Source organism: Slackia heliotrinireducens DSM 20476 (genome assembly GCF_000023885.1).
Classification (GTDB): Bacteria; Actinomycetota; Coriobacteriia; order Coriobacteriales; family Eggerthellaceae; genus Slackia; species Slackia heliotrinireducens.
On record NC_013165.1, the window covers coordinates 140,827 to 158,328 of the forward strand.

Genomic DNA, 17,502 nt, shown 5'->3' on the forward strand with positions numbered 1-17,502 from the left:
CCATGTTCTCGAAAATCCTGGTTGCGAACAGGGGCGAAATCGCGGTGCGAATCATCCGCGCCTGCAAGGAGATGGGCATCGCCACCGTGGCGGTGTACTCGGAGGCCGACCGCAACGCGCTGCACGTGTCGCTTGCGGATCAGAGCTGGTGCATCGGCGGTCCCGAGGCGTCGAACAGCTATCTTGACGAGAAGCAGATTGTCAGCACGGCGCTTCTGGCGGGTGCCCAGGCCATTCATCCCGGCTACGGGTTCCTGTCCGAAAACGCGCATTTCGCCAGTCTCTGCCAGCAGAACGGCATCGTGTTCATCGGGCCGGACCCGCAGCGTATGGAGCAGGTGGGCGACAAGGCGACGCTCAAAGAGCTCATGGCGTCGCACGGATTGCAAGTCATTCCCGGCGCCGTGGAGCTGCACTCCCTTGAGGAGGCGCGGGCCGCGGCCGACCGGATCGGCTATCCCGTCATGCTGAAGGCTCGTCTCGGCGGAGGCGGACGCGGCATCAGGCTTGTCCAGACCCCGAAGGATCTGGAGGAGAACTGGCAGCAGGCCACGACGGAGGCCTTCAATTCCTTCGGCGACGGCGGGCTCTATCTTGAGAAGTACATCCATCCCGCGCGCCATGTCGAGCTGCAGATTCTGGCCGACGAGCAAGGCAACGTGGTGTGCCTAGGAGAACGCGACTGCTCGCTGCAGCGCCGCCACCAGAAGCTCGTCGAGGAATCCCCTTCGCCGGCGGTAAGCCCCGAGCAGCGGGAGCGCATCATGGCGCAGGCCGTCAAGGCCGTCAAGGCCATCGGATACGTGGGCGCGGGCACGCTTGAGTTCCTGCTGGACGAAGAGGGCACGTTCTGGTTTATGGAAATGAACGTGCGGCTTCAGGTGGAGCATTGCGTTACCGAGATGCTTACCGACATCGACCTCGTGAAATGGCAGATACGTATCGCAGCCGGCGTGCCGTTGCGCTTCGCCCAGGAAGACATCAGGCTTACCGGCTCGGCCATCGAATGCCGCATCAACGCGAAGAGCTGCGGCAAGTTGGAGATGATCCACGTGCCCGGCGGGCCCCACGTCAGGTTCGACACGGCGCTTGCAGAAGGTTCGGAAGTGACGCCGTACTACGACGCCCTGGTCGGCAAGCTGATCGTGTACGCGAAAACCCGCGAGAAGGCGCTGCGCAAGCTGCGCGCCGCGCTGTGCGAGCTTGTCATCCGCGGGTTCGATACCAATATAGAAGAGCAGCTCAACGTTATATCGGACGAGCGTTTCGTGACTGGCGAATACGACCTCACGTTCATGGGGAGCAGATGATGCCAATGGCCCTGATCAATTTCCTTAAGCCGAAAAACCAGCTGGAGCAGGGCGGACGAGCCGCCGCGACGCACCAGGGCGACGAGATGGAAGCGGAGGAGCTGTGCCCCAATTGTCACAGGTCCGTTCCCGTCAGCAAGCTTTGGGCGGATGATCTGGTCTGCTCGTGCGGCCATCATTTCCGCATGCGTGCGAGAAAGCGCATCGACCTCATTGTCGACGAGGGGAGCTTCTCGGAGCTGTATGCAGGCCTGCGGGGCGGAAACCCGCTGGATTTCCCCGGTTACGACGGCAAGGTCGAACTTGCGCGCCGCGCCAGCGACGAGGTCGAAGGCGTCGTGTGCGGAACGGCGCAGATCGGCGGTAGCCGCTGCTGCCTGTTCGTCATGGAGTCAGGCTTCATGATGGGCAGCATGGGCAGCGCCGTGGGCGAGAAGATCACCAGGCTTTTCGAATACGCCACCCAGCGACGCCTGCCTGTTGTGGGATTCACGGTTTCCGGCGGTGCTCGCATGCAGGAAGGCCTGCTTTCGCTTATGCAGATGGCCAAGACCAGCGCGGCGGTAAAGGCCCACAGCGATGCGGGGCTTCTCTACATCGCGGTTCTTACGGACCCTACGACGGGCGGCGTCACGGCCAGCTTCGCCATGGAGGCCGACATCATTCTTGCAGAGCCTGGCGCCACGGTGGGGTTTGCCGGCGCGCGCGTCATCGAGCAGACGACGCACAGGTCGCTGCCGAAGGGCTTCCAGACTGCTGAATTCGTGCTGGAGCACGGGTTTATCGACAAGATTGTTCCACGCAGCGACCAAAGGGATCTTCTGGCCGCGCTGCTCGAGATGCATCCGGGGAGGTAGACGTGAACGAAGCGTACGCACGGGTCAGGAAGGCCCGTAACAACTCGCGCCCCACGGGTGGCGAATACATCGACGGAATCTGCGACGGGTTCATCGAGCTGCACGGCGACAGGAGGTTCGGCGACGACCCGGCCGTCATCGGCGGCGTGGCGAACCTGGGCGAGATGCCGGTCACCGTTATTGCGATCGAGAAGGGCAAAACCGCCCGCGAGCGCAGCAAACGCAACTCCGGGGCGCCGAACCCCGAGGGCTACCGCAAGGCGTTGCGCCTGATGAAGCAGGCGGAAAAATTCGGCAGGCCGATAATCTGCCTGATAGACACGTCGGGCGCCTATTGCGGCATCGGTGCCGAAGAACGCGGGCAAGGCCAGGCCATCGCCGAGAACCTGATGGAGATGAGCACGCTTTGCGTCCCCGTCGTGTCGCTTGTCGTGGGCGAAGGCGGCAGCGGCGGCGCTTTGGCGCTTGCCGTGGCGGACCGCGTTTGGATGTTGGAGAACGCGGTGTATTCGGTCATCTCGCCCGAAGGGTGCGCAAGCATCCTGTGGAAGGATGCGAAGCGGGCCGACCTTGCAGCTGAAAGCCTGAAGCTCACGGCCGCAGACGCGCTGCGCCTGGGCGTAGTCGAGCAGGTCGTGTCGGAAGAGGACATGGGAAGCGAAGGGTTCTTCGACCGTATCCGCACGCTTCTCCAAGACGAGCTGCGTGAACTTTTGCAAGACCCCGACCTGGTGTCCAAGCGGTACCAGCGCTTCAGAAGCATCGGTTCGGATTTAGTCGAGGAGGCTTAATGAGCCTGTATCAGAAATACTGCCACGAGGAAGTGGACGAACAGGGGCGTCTTGTCCGTTTCGAGCTGGATTGCCCCGAGGGGTTCAACTTCGGGTATGACGTCGTCGACGTGATGGCCGAGGAGGACCCCGATAAGACGGCGATGGTGTGGTGCAACGCAGCAGGGGAGGAAAGGGTTTTCTCTTTTGCGGACGTCCGCGAGCACAGCAACCGCATCGCGAACGTGTTCCAAGCCGCGGGGCTTTCCCGCGGGATGAAGGTCATGCTTGTGCTCAAAAGGCATTACGACTACTGGTTTACCCTGGTGGCGCTGCATAAGCTGGGCATCACGGCGATTCCCGTGACCCACATGCTCACAACCGACGACTACGCGTACCGCCTGCGTGCGGCGTCGGTGGACGCGGTCGTGTGCACGTCGGAAGGTGACGTCCCCGAACACGTGCTCGAGGCGGCCAGGCAGACGGGCTCGACATGCGCGTTGTGGGTAGCGCGCGGCGATGTGCCCGGTTTCCGCTGTCTCGAAAACGATGCGGCGCACGCAAGCACGACCCTCGACAGGGTGCCCACGTCGCTGGACGACGTGATGCTGCTGTACTTCACGTCCGGCTCAACGGGGTATCCCAAGGGTGTCATGCACGACTTCTCCTATCCGTTGGCGCACATCTTCACCGCGCGCCATTGGCAGAAAGCCAGAGAAGGCGGGCTGCACTTCACCGTTGCGGAAACGGGGTGGGCAAAGGCCGCTTGGGGCAAGATCTACGGGCAATGGCTCGTGGGCAGTGCCGTGATGATCTACGACTTCGATAGCTTCGACCCCAAGCTTCTGTGCGGCATCATCAACACGTACGGCGTGACCTCGTTCTGCGCGCCGCCGACGGTGTACCGCTACCTGGCGCGCAAGGGCATTCCCGCCATGCCGAGCCTGCAGCAGGCGACAACCGCCGGTGAGACGCTTTCGTCCGAGGTGTTCGAGGCGTTCCGCAACAAGGTGGGCATTCCGCTTCGCGAAGGCTACGGCCAGACGGAAACCGTGCTTCTGGCGGGCAACTTCGACGAGGCCGACGCGGTAGCAGGGTCGCTGGGCACGTCCAACCCGCTGTTCGACGTCCAGCTTCGAGGCGAAGACGGGCGTCCCGTGGCCGTCGGCGAAGTTGGTGAAGTGGTAGTTGTGCCTCGGGAGGGGCAGCGCATGATAGGGCTGCTCACCGGTTTTCTGCATGATGACGAGCGCTATCGCAGCGTGTGGAAGGACGGCGTCTACCATACGGGCGATGCAGCATGGCAAGATGACACCGGACTGTTTTGGTTCTTCGGTCGTTTTGATGATATCATCAAAACCAGTGGCTACAGGGTTGGCCCCTACGAAGTCGAAAGCGTTCTGTCCAAGCACCCGGCCGTTGCGGAATGCAGCGTCATCGGGGTGGCAGACAAGTTCCGCGGGCAGTCCATCAAGGCGTTCGTCGTGCTGGGCGAATCGTACCGGCCGTCCTTCGAGCTTGAACTTGCGATCAGGGAAGCTGTGAACAGCCAGCTTGCCGAATACAAATGGATTCGCCACGTGGAGTTCGTGGACAAGCTGCCGAAGACCATCAGCGGGAAAATCCGAAAGAACGTATTGAGAGACAGGTCTGACACCGCACGTCATGGATAGAGACAATATAAAACCCGATGCTATCTTGGATCGATCGATCTGCGGCTTTCGCGTATACGCATTGGGTGAACCTGTCCACGTGACGTACGCCAGCAAGAACCTGTGCGACCTGCTCGGCGTTGCGGCCGCGGAGCTGGAAAGCTCCGATGCGGATGCCTATGCCGCGCACGTGCACGCCGATGACCAGGAGGTATACGCCGGGCTTGTGGCGAATGCGGGCAAAGGTCCCGGAACATACAGCGCGCAGTACCGTCTGGTGACCGCCGACGGGCGCATGCTTCATACGAACGACACGCTGACGGTGGAAATGACGGAAGAGGGGGAGCTCTCGGGCTATTCTGTTCTTGCCGACATCACCGAACTGACGGGCGAAATCGGCGGCCTGAAGTTTCTCAGCGACACGGTGCCGTGCGGGTTCATCAAATACACGTGCGACACCACCCCGCAAGTCACCTATATAAATCAGAAGATGCTCGAGATCCTGGGTTTCTCGGAGAAGGACAGGTTCTCGTCGGAATACCTGGAGATGTGCAAGCGGAACATCTTTTTGCTGGTGCCGGTTGAGGAGCGGCGGAGGTTCGGCCTGTATTTGAAGCTGGTTTACCGCCGCGAGGCGCCGATTGCCGGCGAGATGGCCATGCTGCGCAGCGACGGGACCCCCGCCTACCTGTTCGGATGGGTCACGAAAACCGTCAACGACCAGGGGGTCGAGGAGTTCCAAAGCGTCTGCATGGACGTTACGGAGCGCCATTTGGACAAAACGCGGCGGGACGCCGAACGCTACCTGACTGCGCTGTCGGAGGCATACGACCTCATATTCGAATATGATTTGGGAAGCTGCACGGTAAAGTACCTGTTCGGACGTGGATTCCCCGAACTGCAATGGGTGCAGGGCATCCCCATGAAGATGGACGACGTCACCGACCGCTGGATAGCCAGCACGGTGGACAGGCAGGACCGCGAGGCGATGCGGGCGTTCTTTTCGGATTTCTTCCAGAACAAACCCATGCCCTCGGGCCGGTCTTCCGTAATCCGTTTCGGGATGCAGTCCTCCGATGGGGAAGTGCGGCCATGCAGCGGACAGTTCGTCAAGATCGACCAGTTCGTGAGCCTGTTTTGCTGCAAGCGCGGTGCGGATGTCGCATCTGACGGCGCAAAGGGCAATCCTTCTGCAGAAGGTGCTTTGCCGGGCGATGCCGACGAGGTGCCGCGCGTCCAAATACGCACCTTCGGATTCTTCGACGTGTTCGTGGACGGCAAGCCCATCGCGTTCAGGAACGAGAAATCGAAGGAGCTGTTCGCGCTGCTGGTGGATCGCCGCGGCGGCTTCGTGTCGTCGAGCGAGGCGATATCCTTCTTGTGGGAGGACGAGCCCGTGAGCCCGGTGACGCTGTCCCGATACCGCAAGGTGGCGCTGCGTCTGAAGAACATCCTGGACGAATACGCCATTTCGGACGTGGTGGAGAACGTGAACGGTAAACGGCGCCTGGCCACCGAGAAGGTGAGCTGCGATTTGTACGATTACCTGTCCGGACGCGAGGAGTTCGCGCAGCTATTCAAGGGCAGCTACCTTTCTAATTACAGTTGGGGAGAAACCACGCTGGCGGGGTTGCTGGGAGACGTGTCCCATGCGACCGACCGCAACCCTTCTTAAACCCAGGCATCGCCCGGTGCCTAACGGCCTGCCGGTGAGCCCGATAATCTGCATCGCATAGATTGTGCCCCTGTGAATTCTTCGAGGTTTGAAACCTTTGGCGACCGATGGCCCTCGCCTGGGGACATCGTGGCATTCGCCCGCATAATGCCTGATAAACACCATGAAAAGCCCTGTTCTGCCTTTGGTGCGCCGCCTTGTAGAAGATGACGTAGAAAACCCCAAACGGCAACAGTTAAGTAACATGCAAAATAGTTTGTGAGAAAAGTTGACAATGCCCGACTTAGATTTTATATTGCTTGTCGTACAAGAAGTGCAACCGCTATATGGGTAATAACAGTCGGCGGGTGCGCCCGCCACGTTGCCGCCCCGGGGATGGGACGGCAACACGACCGAAAGGGCTGATTTTATGGGAAAGATTTTGGGTATCGACCTTGGCACCACGAACTCCGCCATGGCCATCATGGAAGGCAACGAGCCGACCATTCTGGTGAACGCCGAAGGCGACCGCACCACCCCGTCCGTCGAGGGCTTCCGTAAGGATGGCGAGCGCGTCGTCGGCAAGGCTGCGAAGAACCAGGCAGTCACCAATCCGCAGAACACCGTTTCTTCCATCAAGCGCTTCATCGGCCGCAGCTTCAACGAGACGTCCTCCGAGCGCGAGACCGTCGCCTACAAGGTGGGTCGCGGCAAGGACGGCCGTGCCGTTGTCGACATCGACGGCAAGGATTACACCCCCGAAGAGATTTCGGCCATGATCCTGCAGAAGCTGAAGGCTGACGCCGAGAAGCAGGTGGGCGCCCCCATCACCGAGGCCGTCATCACCGTTCCCGCGTACTTCAACGACGCGCAGCGCCAGGCCACCAAGGACGCCGGCAAGATCGCAGGCCTCGAGGTCAAGCGTATCATCAACGAGCCGACGGCCGCTGCTCTGGCCTACGGCATGGACAAGACCGAGAAGGATCAGAAGATCCTGGTCTTCGATCTGGGCGGCGGCACCTTCGACGTGTCCGTCCTGGAGCTCGGCGACGGCGTCTTCGAGGTTCTGTCCACCGCCGGTGACAACCACCTGGGCGGCGACGACTGGGACCAGCGCGTCATCAACTGGCTGGCCGACAAGTTCAAGGCTGACAACGGCGGCATCGATCTGACGGCCGACCCCATGGCCCTGCAGCGTCTGAAGGAAGCAGCCGAGAAGGCCAAGATGGAACTTTCCTCCACCACGCAGGCTTCCATCAACTTGCCCTTCATCACGGCAGACGCCACCGGCCCGAAGCACCTCGACTACACGCTGACCCGCTCCGAGTTCGAGCGCATCACCCGCGACCTGCTCGAGCGCTGCAAGCAGCCCGTCGAGCGCGCCCTGCGTGACGCTTCGCTGTCCACCGGCGAAATCGACGAGGTCATCCTGGTCGGCGGCTCCACCCGTATGCCGGCCGTCCAGACCCTGGTCCGCAACATCACCGGCAAGCAGCCGAACATGTCCGTGAACCCCGACGAGGTCGTGGCAATCGGTGCGGCTGTCCAGGGCGGCGTCCTTTCCGGCGACGTCGAGGGCATCCTGCTGCTGGACGTCACCCCGCTGTCGCTGGGCGTTGAGACCATGGGCGGCGTGATGACCAAGATGATCGAGCGCAACACCACCATCCCGACCCGCAAGACCGAGATCTACTCCACCGCGGCCGACAACCAGACCTCCGTGGAAATCCACGTCCTGCAGGGCGAGCGCCAGATGGCCAACGACAACAAGACCCTGGGCCGTTTCAATCTGGACGGCATCCCGGCAGCCCGCCGCGGCGTGCCTCAGATCGAGGTCACGTTCGACATCGACGCCAACGGCATCGTGAACGTTTCCGCTAAGGACCTGGGCACCGGCAAGCAGCAGCAGATCACCATCTCCGGCTCCACGGCCCTCAACGATGACGAAGTCGACCGCATGGTTCGCGACGCCGAGGCCCACGCCGAGGAAGACGCCCGCCGCAAGGAGGAGATCGACACCCGCAACAACTGCGACTCGCTGGTCAACGCCACCGAGCAGGCGCTGCGCGAGCTGGGCGACAAGGTTCCTGCCGATACGAAGTCCCAGGTCGAAGCCGCAATCCAGGAAGCCAAGGACGCTCTGGGCGGCCAGGACATCGAGGCCATCCGCACGGCAACCGAGAACCTGCAGCAGGCCAGCTACAAGCTGTCCGAGGTTGTGTACAGCACCCAGCAGGCCGGCGGTGCCGACCCGGCTGGCTACGGCGCAACCGCCAACCCGGCCGATGACGGCCCGATCGAGGCTGACTACGAGGTTGTTGACGACGACGAAAGGAAGTAACCATGGCTCAGGACGACGAGAAGAAGGTCGCCTCTGGAGCACATGAGATTCCGATCGATAGTGCTGACGCGGAGGAGACGGCGAACGCCTCCTCCGCCCCCGAAGAGGTAGAACCCGAAACCGCAGAAGAGGTCGAGGCCGAGGTCATCGAACCTGAGGCCGAGCCCGAAGCCGCACCGGAGGCTGCCGCTGAGGAAACCGCGTTCGCGGATGCCGTCGAAGCTGAAGCGCTCGAAGGCGAGGAGGTTCCCACCCTCGACGAGCTGGCTCAGGCGAAAGCTGATGCGGCCGCGATGCGCGACAGGTACCTGCGTCTGCAGGCCGACTGGGACAACTTCCGCAAGCGCACCGCCGAGCAGAACGCAGAAATGCGTCAGCGCGCGACGGAACGCCTGATGGAAGACGTGCTCCCGGTGCTCGACGACTTCGAGCGCGCCATCGCGCATGCTTCCCAGAACGGCGAGACGGGCCTGCTGGACGGCGTGAAGGCCATCAGTACCAAGCTGAACGAGGTGCTGGCCAAACACGGGTTGGAACCCATCGGCGAACCCGGCGAACCGTTCGACGCCATTGCGCATCAGGCGGTCGCCACGGTTCCGGACGATTCGGTTCCCGACGAGACGGTTGCCCAGGTGTACCAGAAGGGATACCGCATGGGCGGCAAGGTCATCCGATCGGCAATGGTGACCATCACAACGGGTGGTCCGCGCCGTGAGGCTGAAGACGATAAGTAACGGTAAGCGGGCTTGTCACAGGCCCGCTTTTCATAGATAGGAGGTGGCGTTGTCATGGCTGGCACACCGGATTACTACAAGACGCTCGGCGTTTCACGCAACGCCACGGATGAAGAGATTAAAAAAGCTTACCGTAAACTGGCCCGCAAGCATCACCCCGATGCGGGTGGCGACGAGGCCAAGTTCAAAGAGATCAACGAGGCCTATGAGGTGCTTTCCGACAAGAAGAAGCGCCAGGTCTACGACCAGTTCGGTTCGACCGGCGGACGCATGCCGGGCGGCTACAGCACGGGCGGGGCGAACCCGTTCGCAGGCATGGGGTCGTGGGCCGACATTCTGGAAAGCATCCGCCACGGCGAAGGCGCCTTCGGCACGAGCTGGGATATCGGCGATATCCTGAGCGGATTCGGCATGGGCGGTGCAGGCCAAGCGCAGGGCTTCGGCGGTTACGGCGCCGGAGGCTACGGCACCGGCGGCTACCAGCGTGCCCCGCGTCCCGTGAAGGGCCGCGACATGAACGTTACCCTGAACGTCACGTTCGAGGAGGCGTTCAACGGCTGCGTCAAGAAGGTCAGCGTGAAGGTGCCGGGAACGTCCACCACTGAAACGCTGGACGTGAAGGTGCCGGCCGGCGCGGTCGAAGGCGGCCGCGTGCGGTTCCGCGGCAAGGGAGCCGCAGGTCAAAACGGCGGGGAAGCAGGCGACCTGCTCATCACCACCCATGTGGGCGACCACCCGTTCTACACCCGCGACGGCGCCGACGTGCTGATGGACCTGCCGGTCACGTTCGCCGAAGCTGCCTTGGGCGCAAGCGTTGTGGTGCCTGCTCCCGACGGCACGAAGGTGCGCGTGAAGATTCCTGCAGGCACGCAGGACGGACGCCAGCTGAAACTTGCTGGCAAGGGCGCTGCCAACGTGAAGGGCGGCGGCCCTGGCGCTCTCAACATTACGATTCGCGTGAAGACCCCGACGAGTCTGACCGACGCCCAGCGTGAGGCGTTGGAGCAGCTCAAGACGGCAGACGACCAGGCCGGCGTCAACGTACGAACGCATCTGGGCGTATAGAAGGAAGATGGAAGGTGTGTGCGATGGAGGATAGGAACCGACCGCTCTACATGATCGGCGTTGCTGCGAAATTAGCGGGCGTGCACCCGCAGACCCTGCGTATTTACGAGCAGAAGGGCCTGGTCACGCCTCAGCGTTCCAGCGGCAACACCCGCATGTACTCGCAGGCCGATATCGATCGGCTGGAGCTCATCAACGAGCTGACTGCCGAGGGCATCAACCTGGCGGGCGTCATCCGCATTCTGGACCTGAAGGGCCGCCTGGAAGAGCGTGACGAGGAAATCGACTCGCTGCACAAGAAGGTTCGCCGCCTGGCCGACCGCGTGCATGAGCTGGAAACCCGTGCCGACGTAACCGCCCTGATGCTTCCCGAACCCACCGCCATCCGCCGCATCGACCGCTGATGTGCCACTAGGGACGTTTCCCAATGACACAAAAATGTGCCACTAGGGACACATTCCACGGGCACATCCACACCAACGACCCCTTGGAGGGAGAAACGAAATGAGACTGGACAAGCTTGCAATCACGGCTCAAGAGGCGTTCCAGAACGCCATGAGCATCGCGGGCGACGCCGATACCGCATCGGTGGACTCCATCCACCTGCTCAAGGCGTTGCTCGACTCCAACGAGAATAACCTTTCCGCCATCATCAAGCGCGTGGGCGCCGACCCCACGCAGCTCAAGGTGAACGTGAACAAGGCCATCGACAACGGCGCCAAGGTCACGGGCGGTGTCATGGGCATGCCCCTTCCCACCCAGAACCTGATGGCGGTTATCGACAACGCTGTCAAGATCGCCGAAAAGATGGGTGACAGCTACGCCACCAGCGAACACCTGCTGATAGCGCTGGCCGAAGACAAGGGCCAGGCCGGCAAGATTCTGAACATGGCCGGCGTCACCCGTAAGACCGTGGAAGAGGCCTATGACAACCTGCGCGGCGATTCCCGCGTGACCGACCAGACCACCAAGTTGGAGCTGGACGCGCTGAACACCTACGGCCAGAACCTGACCCAGATGGCCCGCGAAGGCAAACTGGACCCGGTTATCGGCCGCTCTGAGGAGATCCGCCGCACCATCCAGGTGCTTTCCCGCCGCACGAAGAACAACCCCGTGCTCATCGGTGAACCTGGCGTCGGCAAGACCGCCATCGTCGAGGGCTTGGCGCAGCGTATCGTCGCAGGCGACGTGCCCACCAGCTTGAAGGACCGCGACCTGATTGCCCTTGACCTGGGCCAGATGGTCGCCGGCGCGAAGTACCGCGGCGAGTTCGAGGACCGCTTGAAGGCCGTCCTGAACGAGGTCAAGCAGAGCGACGGCCGCATCATCCTGTTCATCGACGAGCTGCACACCATCGTGGGCGCCGGCTCCACTGGCGACAGCTCCATGGACGCGGGCAACATGCTCAAGCCTGCGCTGGCCCGCGGCGAGCTGCACGCCATCGGCGCAACCACGCTGGACGAGTATCGCAAATACATCGAGAAGGACGCCGCGCTCGAGCGCCGCTTCCAGACCGTCATCGTGGGCGAGCCGAGCGTCGAAGACACCATCGCCATCCTGCGCGGCCTGAAGGAGAAGTACGAGATCCACCACGGCGTGCGCATCACGGACAGCGCCATCGTGTCGGCGGCGGAGCTTTCGAACCGCTACATTTCGGACCGTTTCCTGCCCGACAAGGCCATCGACCTGATGGACGAGGCCGCCAGTCGCCTGCGCATCGAGATCGACTCCATGCCGCAGGAGATTGACCAGGCAGAACGCAAGTACACGCAGATGCAGATCGAAGAGCAGGCCCTCATGAAGGAGGACGACGAGCCCTCCAAGCAGCGTCTGGAAGAACTGCGCGGCCAAATGGCCACCGCCAAGGAATGGCTGGATGCCCGCAAGGCCGAGTGGCGTAACGAGAAGGACGTCATTGAGAGCGTCCAGCGCCTGAAGGCCGAAATCGACGCCGCCCATGTGGAGGAGGAGCAGGCCACCCGCGAAGGCGACCTGTCCCGCGCGTCCGAGATCCGCTATGCGCGCATTCCCGAACTGCAGCGCCAGCTGGCTGAAGCCGAAGAGGCCGTCAACGCCAAGCAGGGCGACGGCGCCATTCTGAAGGAAGAGGTTTCCGAAGAGGAGATCGCCGAGGTCGTGAGCTCCTGGACCGGTATCCCCGTCAGCAAGATGATGCAGGGCGAGTTGGCCAAGCTGGTCGACCTGGAGGCAAAGCTCCACGAGCGCGTCGTTGGTCAGGACGAGGCCGTTTCCGCAGTTGCCGGCGCCATCCGCCGCAACCGCGCGGGCCTTTCCGACCCCGACCGACCCATCGGCAGCTTCCTGTTCCTGGGTCCCACCGGCGTGGGCAAGACCGAGCTGGCCAAGGCGCTGGCCGAGTACCTATTCGACACCGAGCGCGCCATGGTGCGTATCGACATGTCCGAGTACATGGAGAAGTTCAGCGTGCAGCGTCTGATCGGTGCCCCTCCGGGATACGTGGGCTACGACGAGGGCGGCCAGCTGACCGAGGCCGTGCGCCGTCGCCCGTACACGGTGATCCTGCTGGACGAGATCGAGAAGGCGCATCCGGACGTGTTCAACATTCTGCTTCAGGTGCTTGACGACGGACGTCTGACCGACGGCCAAGGCCGCGTGGTCAACTTCAAGAACGCGATCATCATCATGACCAGCAACGTCGGGTCGCAGAGCATCCGCGATTACGGCACGCAGCGCCAGCAGCAACAGCAGAGCGGCAACATGATGGAAGACATGATGAGCGGCGATATCGAGAAGCTGGCTCAGAGCATGGCCGACCTGCAGACGAAGGTGAACGACGCGCTGCGCAACACCTTCCGCCCCGAGTTCTTGAACCGCATCGACGAGATCATCACGTTCAACGCGCTGACCTCGAAGGAGATCGAGCCCATTGTGGGTCTGCAGATCAAGGACGTGCAGAAGCGTCTGGCCGAGCGCCGCATCGACCTGGTGGTGTCTCCGGCCGCCGTGGAGCAGCTGGCCATCGACGGCTACGACCCCGTGTTCGGCGCGCGTCCGCTGAAGCGCCTGATCCAGCGTGAAGTGGTCGACCGCGTTGCCAATGAGATGGTCGCCGGCCACATCATGGAAGGCGCCACCGTCGTTATCGACAGCGACATATTGGAAGGCTACAGCTGCACCGTCGAAAACCCGGTCGCGTAGTGTGTCAGTAGGGACGTTTCCTTTTGACACAAAAATGTGTCAGTAGGGACAAATCCTGCTGGCATCGCCAAAAGCAATAGTGCTTAACATATCGAAGGGCGGTTCGCCAGGCTTAACGGCCGGCGGACCGTCCTTCCTGTTTTAATGATGGCTGCATGAGGAAGGGGATTGCCATGGCGCGAAGCGCGCGTCAGCAGAGCGAAAGCGGATATCACCACGTAATGATGCGGGGGATAGGCCGACAGCTGCTTTTCGAAAACAATGACGAACGAAATGCGTTTCTGGACATCGTTCGGCGGTATCGCGACGCAATGAACATTTCCGTAATCGCCTGGTGCCTGATGGACAACCACATTCACCTTCTCTTGAAGGATAACGAAGGGAACCTGAGCAAGGCGATGCAGCGGATCGCAGTAACGTTTGCCCAGTTCCACAACAAGAACGCCGACCATGTGGGCCATGTTTTCGAGAACCGCTTCAAGAGCAAGCCGATCGAATCCGACGCGCAGCTGCTCGCGTGCCTTCGCTACATTCACGACAACCCAGCTAAGGCAGGCATATGTGCGGCCGATGTCTACCCGTGGAGCAGCTTTCGTGAATATGTTTGCGGGGGTGAGCTGACGGACACCGACCTTGTGCTTGACATGCTCGGCGGGCGGGAGGCATTTCTTGATTTTAGCCATGCGGCCGCCAGTGCGTACGACGAACCGGGCAAGCCGATGCGCATGGCCGACGAGGATGCTCATACGGCAATGCGTACCGTTCTTGGCGAAGCCGGTATGTATGACCTGGAATATGGCTCGAAGGAGAAAAGAGATGCGGCGCTGCGTATGTTGAAAGGAGCCGGCCTGACGGTGCGGCAAATCGAGCGCCTGACCGGCATAGGGCGCTCAACGATACAACGAGCGTGAGGGCGTGCTCGAATGCGCTGTCGGTTGGGCTGAAGATGTGTCCCCGTTGGCACAAAAATGTGTCAGTAGGACACGTCCCTACTGACACAAAAATGGGACAGTAGGAAACGTCCCTACTGTCCCAAGCGGCTATTGCTCTTCGGTCCAGATGACGCTGTTTTCGTCGGGGCACTCCAGGAAGATCTCGTCGCCGGCGGCGTAGGTGCTGTCGGCGGAGGGCGCGACCATGATCAGGTGGTTGCCGTATGCGTAGGAGCCCAGGGCATAGTCGGGCGCGAACGCCACGACGCCTTCGTCAAGCAGCAGGTACGGTATCGACCCGTCCCTGATCAGGCTAAAGAAGTTGTCCAGGGCGATTTCAGGCTCATAGATGTCGGAGCCGTACAGGCTGACGAACGTGCGGCAGGCCTCCTGGGTCATGCTGTCGAGTTCGTCTTGGGAAATCCCCAAATACTCGGCGGCGGTCAGTTCCTCGCCCGTGCTCAAATCTACGATGCGGCCCGATCGGTAGGTCATGCCGTGTGCGGATCGAGCGCCTATTTCGTATACGTCCGTCACAAAGCTGACGACGCCCGCCCGCTCATCCAGATGACCGACGTAAATGTTGCTGTTCAGGTAATAAAGGCCGTCGTCGCCGTTTATATGCACGTCATCGGTCAGATACCGCTCTGCAGCCTCCTGCACCGCCACCCGGTTCTCTTCGTTCAGCTGGTCGATGTGCTTGCTGTAAGCGTCGCAGCTCAGCACGGGGTAGGTGAACGCCGTGTACCACGAGTCCTCGTAGTCGGTCTTGTCGGAAATGTCGACGTATTCGGTCACATACGAGCACGCGATTTTGCGGACCGTCTTGTCGCCGATGGTGTAGGTGATCGACGAATCGCCCGTCTCCAGGTCGGCCTCGTCGAACCCGTCGGGAAGCACCAGTTCCAGGTCGCCCGTGTTATCGGACACATCCACCTTGGTCAGATGCGCGAACCCGCTGAAATCGACGGTGCCTTCCAGCTCGTTGCCGGAGACGTCAATCCGTTTCGCGTTGACGAACACGTCCAGACCTGTCAGGTCGGTCGCGGGGGTGTCGTCGCTGTCGACGTCGCGGGACAGGTCGATCTTGGTGACGGCCCCCGCCTCTTTGGAGGTCAGCCTGCCGTTGTCGTTCTCGTCCTGCTTCTCGACGAACTTGATGACCGCCTTGTCGGGGAAGTTCTCCTCGTTGATGGCAATGCCCGCGAAGAAGTTCTGGTATGCGAACACGCCGACGCCGATGACGATGACCGCACCCAGCACTCCGGCGAGAATGGGCACGATGGGCGTCTTCTTCTTGGGCGCAGGCATGGCGGCCGGAGTGGCGGTAACGTTCAAGCGCTTGCCGCAGGAGCCGCAGAACTGCGACCCGTCAGGCAACGTGGCTCCGCAATGGGGACAATACATGGCAATCCTTCCAGACGTTTCGTTGACGATAGTATAGTCTTCGTCGCTGCATTGCGGTTGTACAACATTCAGCGTGTTCGCCGCCGCAAGCCGACATGCGCTTGCGCCTTGGGCGAAGGCGTATAATCGTTTCGGTTTGCAGTTCCCATCGAAGGCACCGCGTATTCACAAGGAGAATCGCCATGGACTCCAGTACCAACGCCAAGCTGTCGGGCCGCACCTGGTTCGTCATCGTCATGATCGCCGCCTGCGGGCAGATCGCCTGGGCCATCGAGAACAACTTCTTCAACCTGTTCATCCAGGATGCGTTCGGTGCAAGTCTGAACGACGTGGCGCTCATGGTGTCCGCCTCGGCACTTACGGCCACAATTACCACGCTGTTCGTCGGCGCCTGGTCCGACCGTCGGGGCAAACGCAAGCTGTTTATTTGTTTGGGGTACATCCTGTGGGGCGCAAGCGTGCTGGTGTTTGCGGAACTGCAGCGGATCAGCACCTCGCTGGCGGGCGATGTGGCCGCGGCGGCAAGCCTGGGCATCGCGCTCACCATCGTGTTCGACTGCGTCATGACTTTCTTCGGCAGCGGCGCCAACGATGCCTGCTTCAACGCATGGGTCACCGACATCACCAACGACGAGAACCGCGGCAAGGTGGAAGGCGTCAATTCCGCCATGCCGCTGCTGTCGATGCTCGTGGTGTTCGGCGGCGCGATGTTCCTCATGTATACCGACGACGCTGGTGTGGTCACCTACGATTACCACACGTTTTTCCTGATCATCGGCGCGGTGGTTATCGCCGTGGGCATTGCATCCTTCTTCCTGCTGGACGAATCGCACCCCGAACCGAACCGCGAAGGCGGATATATGACCAACCTGCTGTACGGCTTCCGCCCGTCGGTCATCGTCGGACATCGACGCCTGTATCTGGTGCTGCTTGGTTACCTGGTGTTCTCCACGGCGCTGCAGGTCTTCATGCCCTACTACGTTCTGTACCTGCGCCTGCCGAATGTGCTGTCCGACGCATACGTCCTGGTCATGGCGCCAGGCATCGTCATCGCGGCGGTGTTCACCATCCTGTACGGCCGCCGCGTGGACAAGGTCGGCTTCTCATCGGCGGTGCGCATTCCCTTAGCGCTGTTCGTGGCGGGCTGCATCCTGCTGACGGCGTCGCCCGCAATGCCAGTAGTGTTCGCGGGCTCGGTGCTTATGCTGTCGGGCTACCTGGGCGCGGTCGCCTGCTTCGCAGCGGAAATCCGAAACAACACGCCGCTCGACAACGTGGGCATGCTGCAGGGTGTGCGCATCTTCATGGTGGTGCTGGTTCCCATGCTGATCGGCCCATGGATCGGCTCGGCGGTCAGCGCGTCCGGCGGCATGGTGGGCTTCGGCGTGGCCGGCGACGGTTTCACGCCTTCGAGCATGATCTTCCTGGCAGGTGCGGCGGTTTCGCTCATCTGCATCCCCGTGCTTGTCGCCGTCAGGCGCACCGAGTAGAAAGCACCGGAGCAGCCCGGCACGCAGGCAACTTTCCTTACATATATAGAAAGGGCCGGACGCCTCGGCCCGACCCTTCGAAATGCGAATCCTACGCACTTGCGCCGCAG

Annotated in this window: 13 protein-coding genes; 12 read left to right on the forward strand and 1 reads right to left on the reverse strand. The window is 61.7% G+C overall.

What is annotated here, in order from left to right:
* Positions 1-2 precede the first annotated feature (2 nt).
* The 11 genes from SHEL_RS00560 to SHEL_RS00610 all read left to right on the forward strand — a co-directional run bounded on the left by SHEL_RS00560 (position 3) and on the right by SHEL_RS00610 (position 14,474).
* Positions 3-1,310 (forward strand): acetyl-CoA carboxylase biotin carboxylase subunit, encoded by a 1,308-nt coding sequence (locus tag SHEL_RS00560; protein WP_012797296.1) that lies wholly within the window; start codon positions 3-5, stop codon positions 1,308-1,310.
* A 5-nt stretch (positions 1,311-1,315) separates the two neighbouring features.
* Complete coding sequence (locus SHEL_RS15520; protein WP_012797297.1) at positions 1,316-2,167, forward strand: acetyl-CoA carboxylase carboxyltransferase subunit beta; 852 nt, start codon at positions 1,316-1,318, stop codon at positions 2,165-2,167.
* Positions 2,168-2,169: 2 nt separating this feature from the next.
* Positions 2,170-2,958, forward strand: a complete 789-nt coding sequence (gene accA, locus SHEL_RS15525) for an acetyl-CoA carboxylase carboxyl transferase subunit alpha (protein WP_012797298.1) — start codon at positions 2,170-2,172, stop codon at positions 2,956-2,958.
* On the forward strand, positions 2,958-4,610 hold the full coding sequence (locus SHEL_RS00575; protein ID WP_012797299.1) for an AMP-binding protein: 1,653 nt from the start codon (positions 2,958-2,960) through the stop codon (positions 4,608-4,610). Before accA ends, SHEL_RS00575 begins: the two co-directional genes overlap by 1 nt.
* Positions 4,611-4,689: 79 nt before the next feature.
* On the forward strand, positions 4,690-6,264 hold the full coding sequence (locus SHEL_RS00580; RefSeq protein WP_012797300.1) for a PAS domain-containing protein: 1,575 nt from the start codon (positions 4,690-4,692) through the stop codon (positions 6,262-6,264).
* Between the two features lie 409 nt (positions 6,265-6,673).
* Positions 6,674-8,584 carry a molecular chaperone DnaK gene (dnaK, locus tag SHEL_RS00585; RefSeq protein ID WP_012797301.1) on the forward strand — a complete coding sequence of 637 codons (1,911 nt, stop codon included), beginning with the start codon at positions 6,674-6,676 and terminating at the stop codon, positions 8,582-8,584.
* Between the two features lie 2 nt (positions 8,585-8,586).
* Entirely contained in the window at positions 8,587-9,318 is a 732-nt protein-coding gene (locus tag SHEL_RS00590; protein WP_012797302.1) for a nucleotide exchange factor GrpE, read from the forward strand.
* A gap of 54 nt (positions 9,319-9,372) precedes the next feature.
* Positions 9,373-10,383: a DnaJ C-terminal domain-containing protein gene (locus SHEL_RS00595; RefSeq protein WP_012797303.1), complete on the forward strand. Its 1,011-nt coding sequence runs from the start codon at positions 9,373-9,375 to the stop codon at positions 10,381-10,383.
* Between the two features lie 23 nt (positions 10,384-10,406).
* Positions 10,407-10,787, forward strand: coding sequence for a heat shock protein transcriptional repressor HspR (locus SHEL_RS00600; RefSeq protein ID WP_012797304.1), 381 nt, complete (start codon positions 10,407-10,409; stop codon positions 10,785-10,787).
* A gap of 100 nt (positions 10,788-10,887) precedes the next feature.
* The gene (clpB, locus tag SHEL_RS00605) at positions 10,888-13,563 is read left to right on the forward strand and encodes an ATP-dependent chaperone ClpB (protein ID WP_012797305.1); all 2,676 of its coding nucleotides are present in this window, start codon (positions 10,888-10,890) and stop codon (positions 13,561-13,563) included.
* Positions 13,564-13,736: 173 nt separating this feature from the next.
* The gene (locus tag SHEL_RS00610; protein ID WP_012797306.1) at positions 13,737-14,474 is read left to right on the forward strand and encodes a transposase; all 738 of its coding nucleotides are present in this window, start codon (positions 13,737-13,739) and stop codon (positions 14,472-14,474) included.
* A gap of 129 nt (positions 14,475-14,603) precedes the next feature.
* Here SHEL_RS00610 and SHEL_RS00615 read toward each other — a convergent pair whose 3' ends face one another.
* Positions 14,604-15,902 carry a zinc-ribbon domain-containing protein gene (locus SHEL_RS00615; protein ID WP_012797307.1) on the reverse strand — a complete coding sequence of 433 codons (1,299 nt, stop codon included), beginning with the start codon at positions 15,900-15,902 and terminating at the stop codon, positions 14,604-14,606.
* A gap of 182 nt (positions 15,903-16,084) precedes the next feature.
* Between SHEL_RS00615 and SHEL_RS00620 the strand changes: the two genes are divergently transcribed.
* The gene (locus tag SHEL_RS00620; RefSeq protein WP_012797308.1) at positions 16,085-17,392 is read left to right on the forward strand and encodes an MFS transporter; all 1,308 of its coding nucleotides are present in this window, start codon (positions 16,085-16,087) and stop codon (positions 17,390-17,392) included.
* Positions 17,393-17,502: the final 110 nt, after the last annotated feature.

Coding starts and splice junctions, on each gene's coding strand:
- SHEL_RS00560 (WP_012797296.1), top strand. CDS start 3: ATGTTCTCGAAAATCCTGGTTGCGAACAGGGGCGAAATCGCGGTGCGA.
- SHEL_RS15520 (WP_012797297.1), top strand. CDS start 1,316: ATGGCCCTGATCAATTTCCTTAAGCCGAAAAACCAGCTGGAGCAGGGC.
- SHEL_RS00575 (WP_012797299.1), top strand. CDS start 2,958: ATGAGCCTGTATCAGAAATACTGCCACGAGGAAGTGGACGAACAGGGG.
- dnaK (WP_012797301.1), top strand. CDS start 6,674: ATGGGAAAGATTTTGGGTATCGACCTTGGCACCACGAACTCCGCCATG.
- SHEL_RS00590 (WP_012797302.1), top strand. CDS start 8,587: ATGGCTCAGGACGACGAGAAGAAGGTCGCCTCTGGAGCACATGAGATT.
- SHEL_RS00595 (WP_012797303.1), top strand. CDS start 9,373: ATGGCTGGCACACCGGATTACTACAAGACGCTCGGCGTTTCACGCAAC.
- SHEL_RS00600 (WP_012797304.1), top strand. CDS start 10,407: ATGGAGGATAGGAACCGACCGCTCTACATGATCGGCGTTGCTGCGAAA.
- clpB (WP_012797305.1), top strand. CDS start 10,888: ATGAGACTGGACAAGCTTGCAATCACGGCTCAAGAGGCGTTCCAGAAC.
- SHEL_RS00610 (WP_012797306.1), top strand. CDS start 13,737: ATGGCGCGAAGCGCGCGTCAGCAGAGCGAAAGCGGATATCACCACGTA.
- SHEL_RS00615 (WP_012797307.1), bottom strand. CDS start 15,902: ATGTATTGTCCCCATTGCGGAGCCACGTTGCCTGACGGGTCGCAGTTC.
- SHEL_RS00620 (WP_012797308.1), top strand. CDS start 16,085: ATGGACTCCAGTACCAACGCCAAGCTGTCGGGCCGCACCTGGTTCGTC.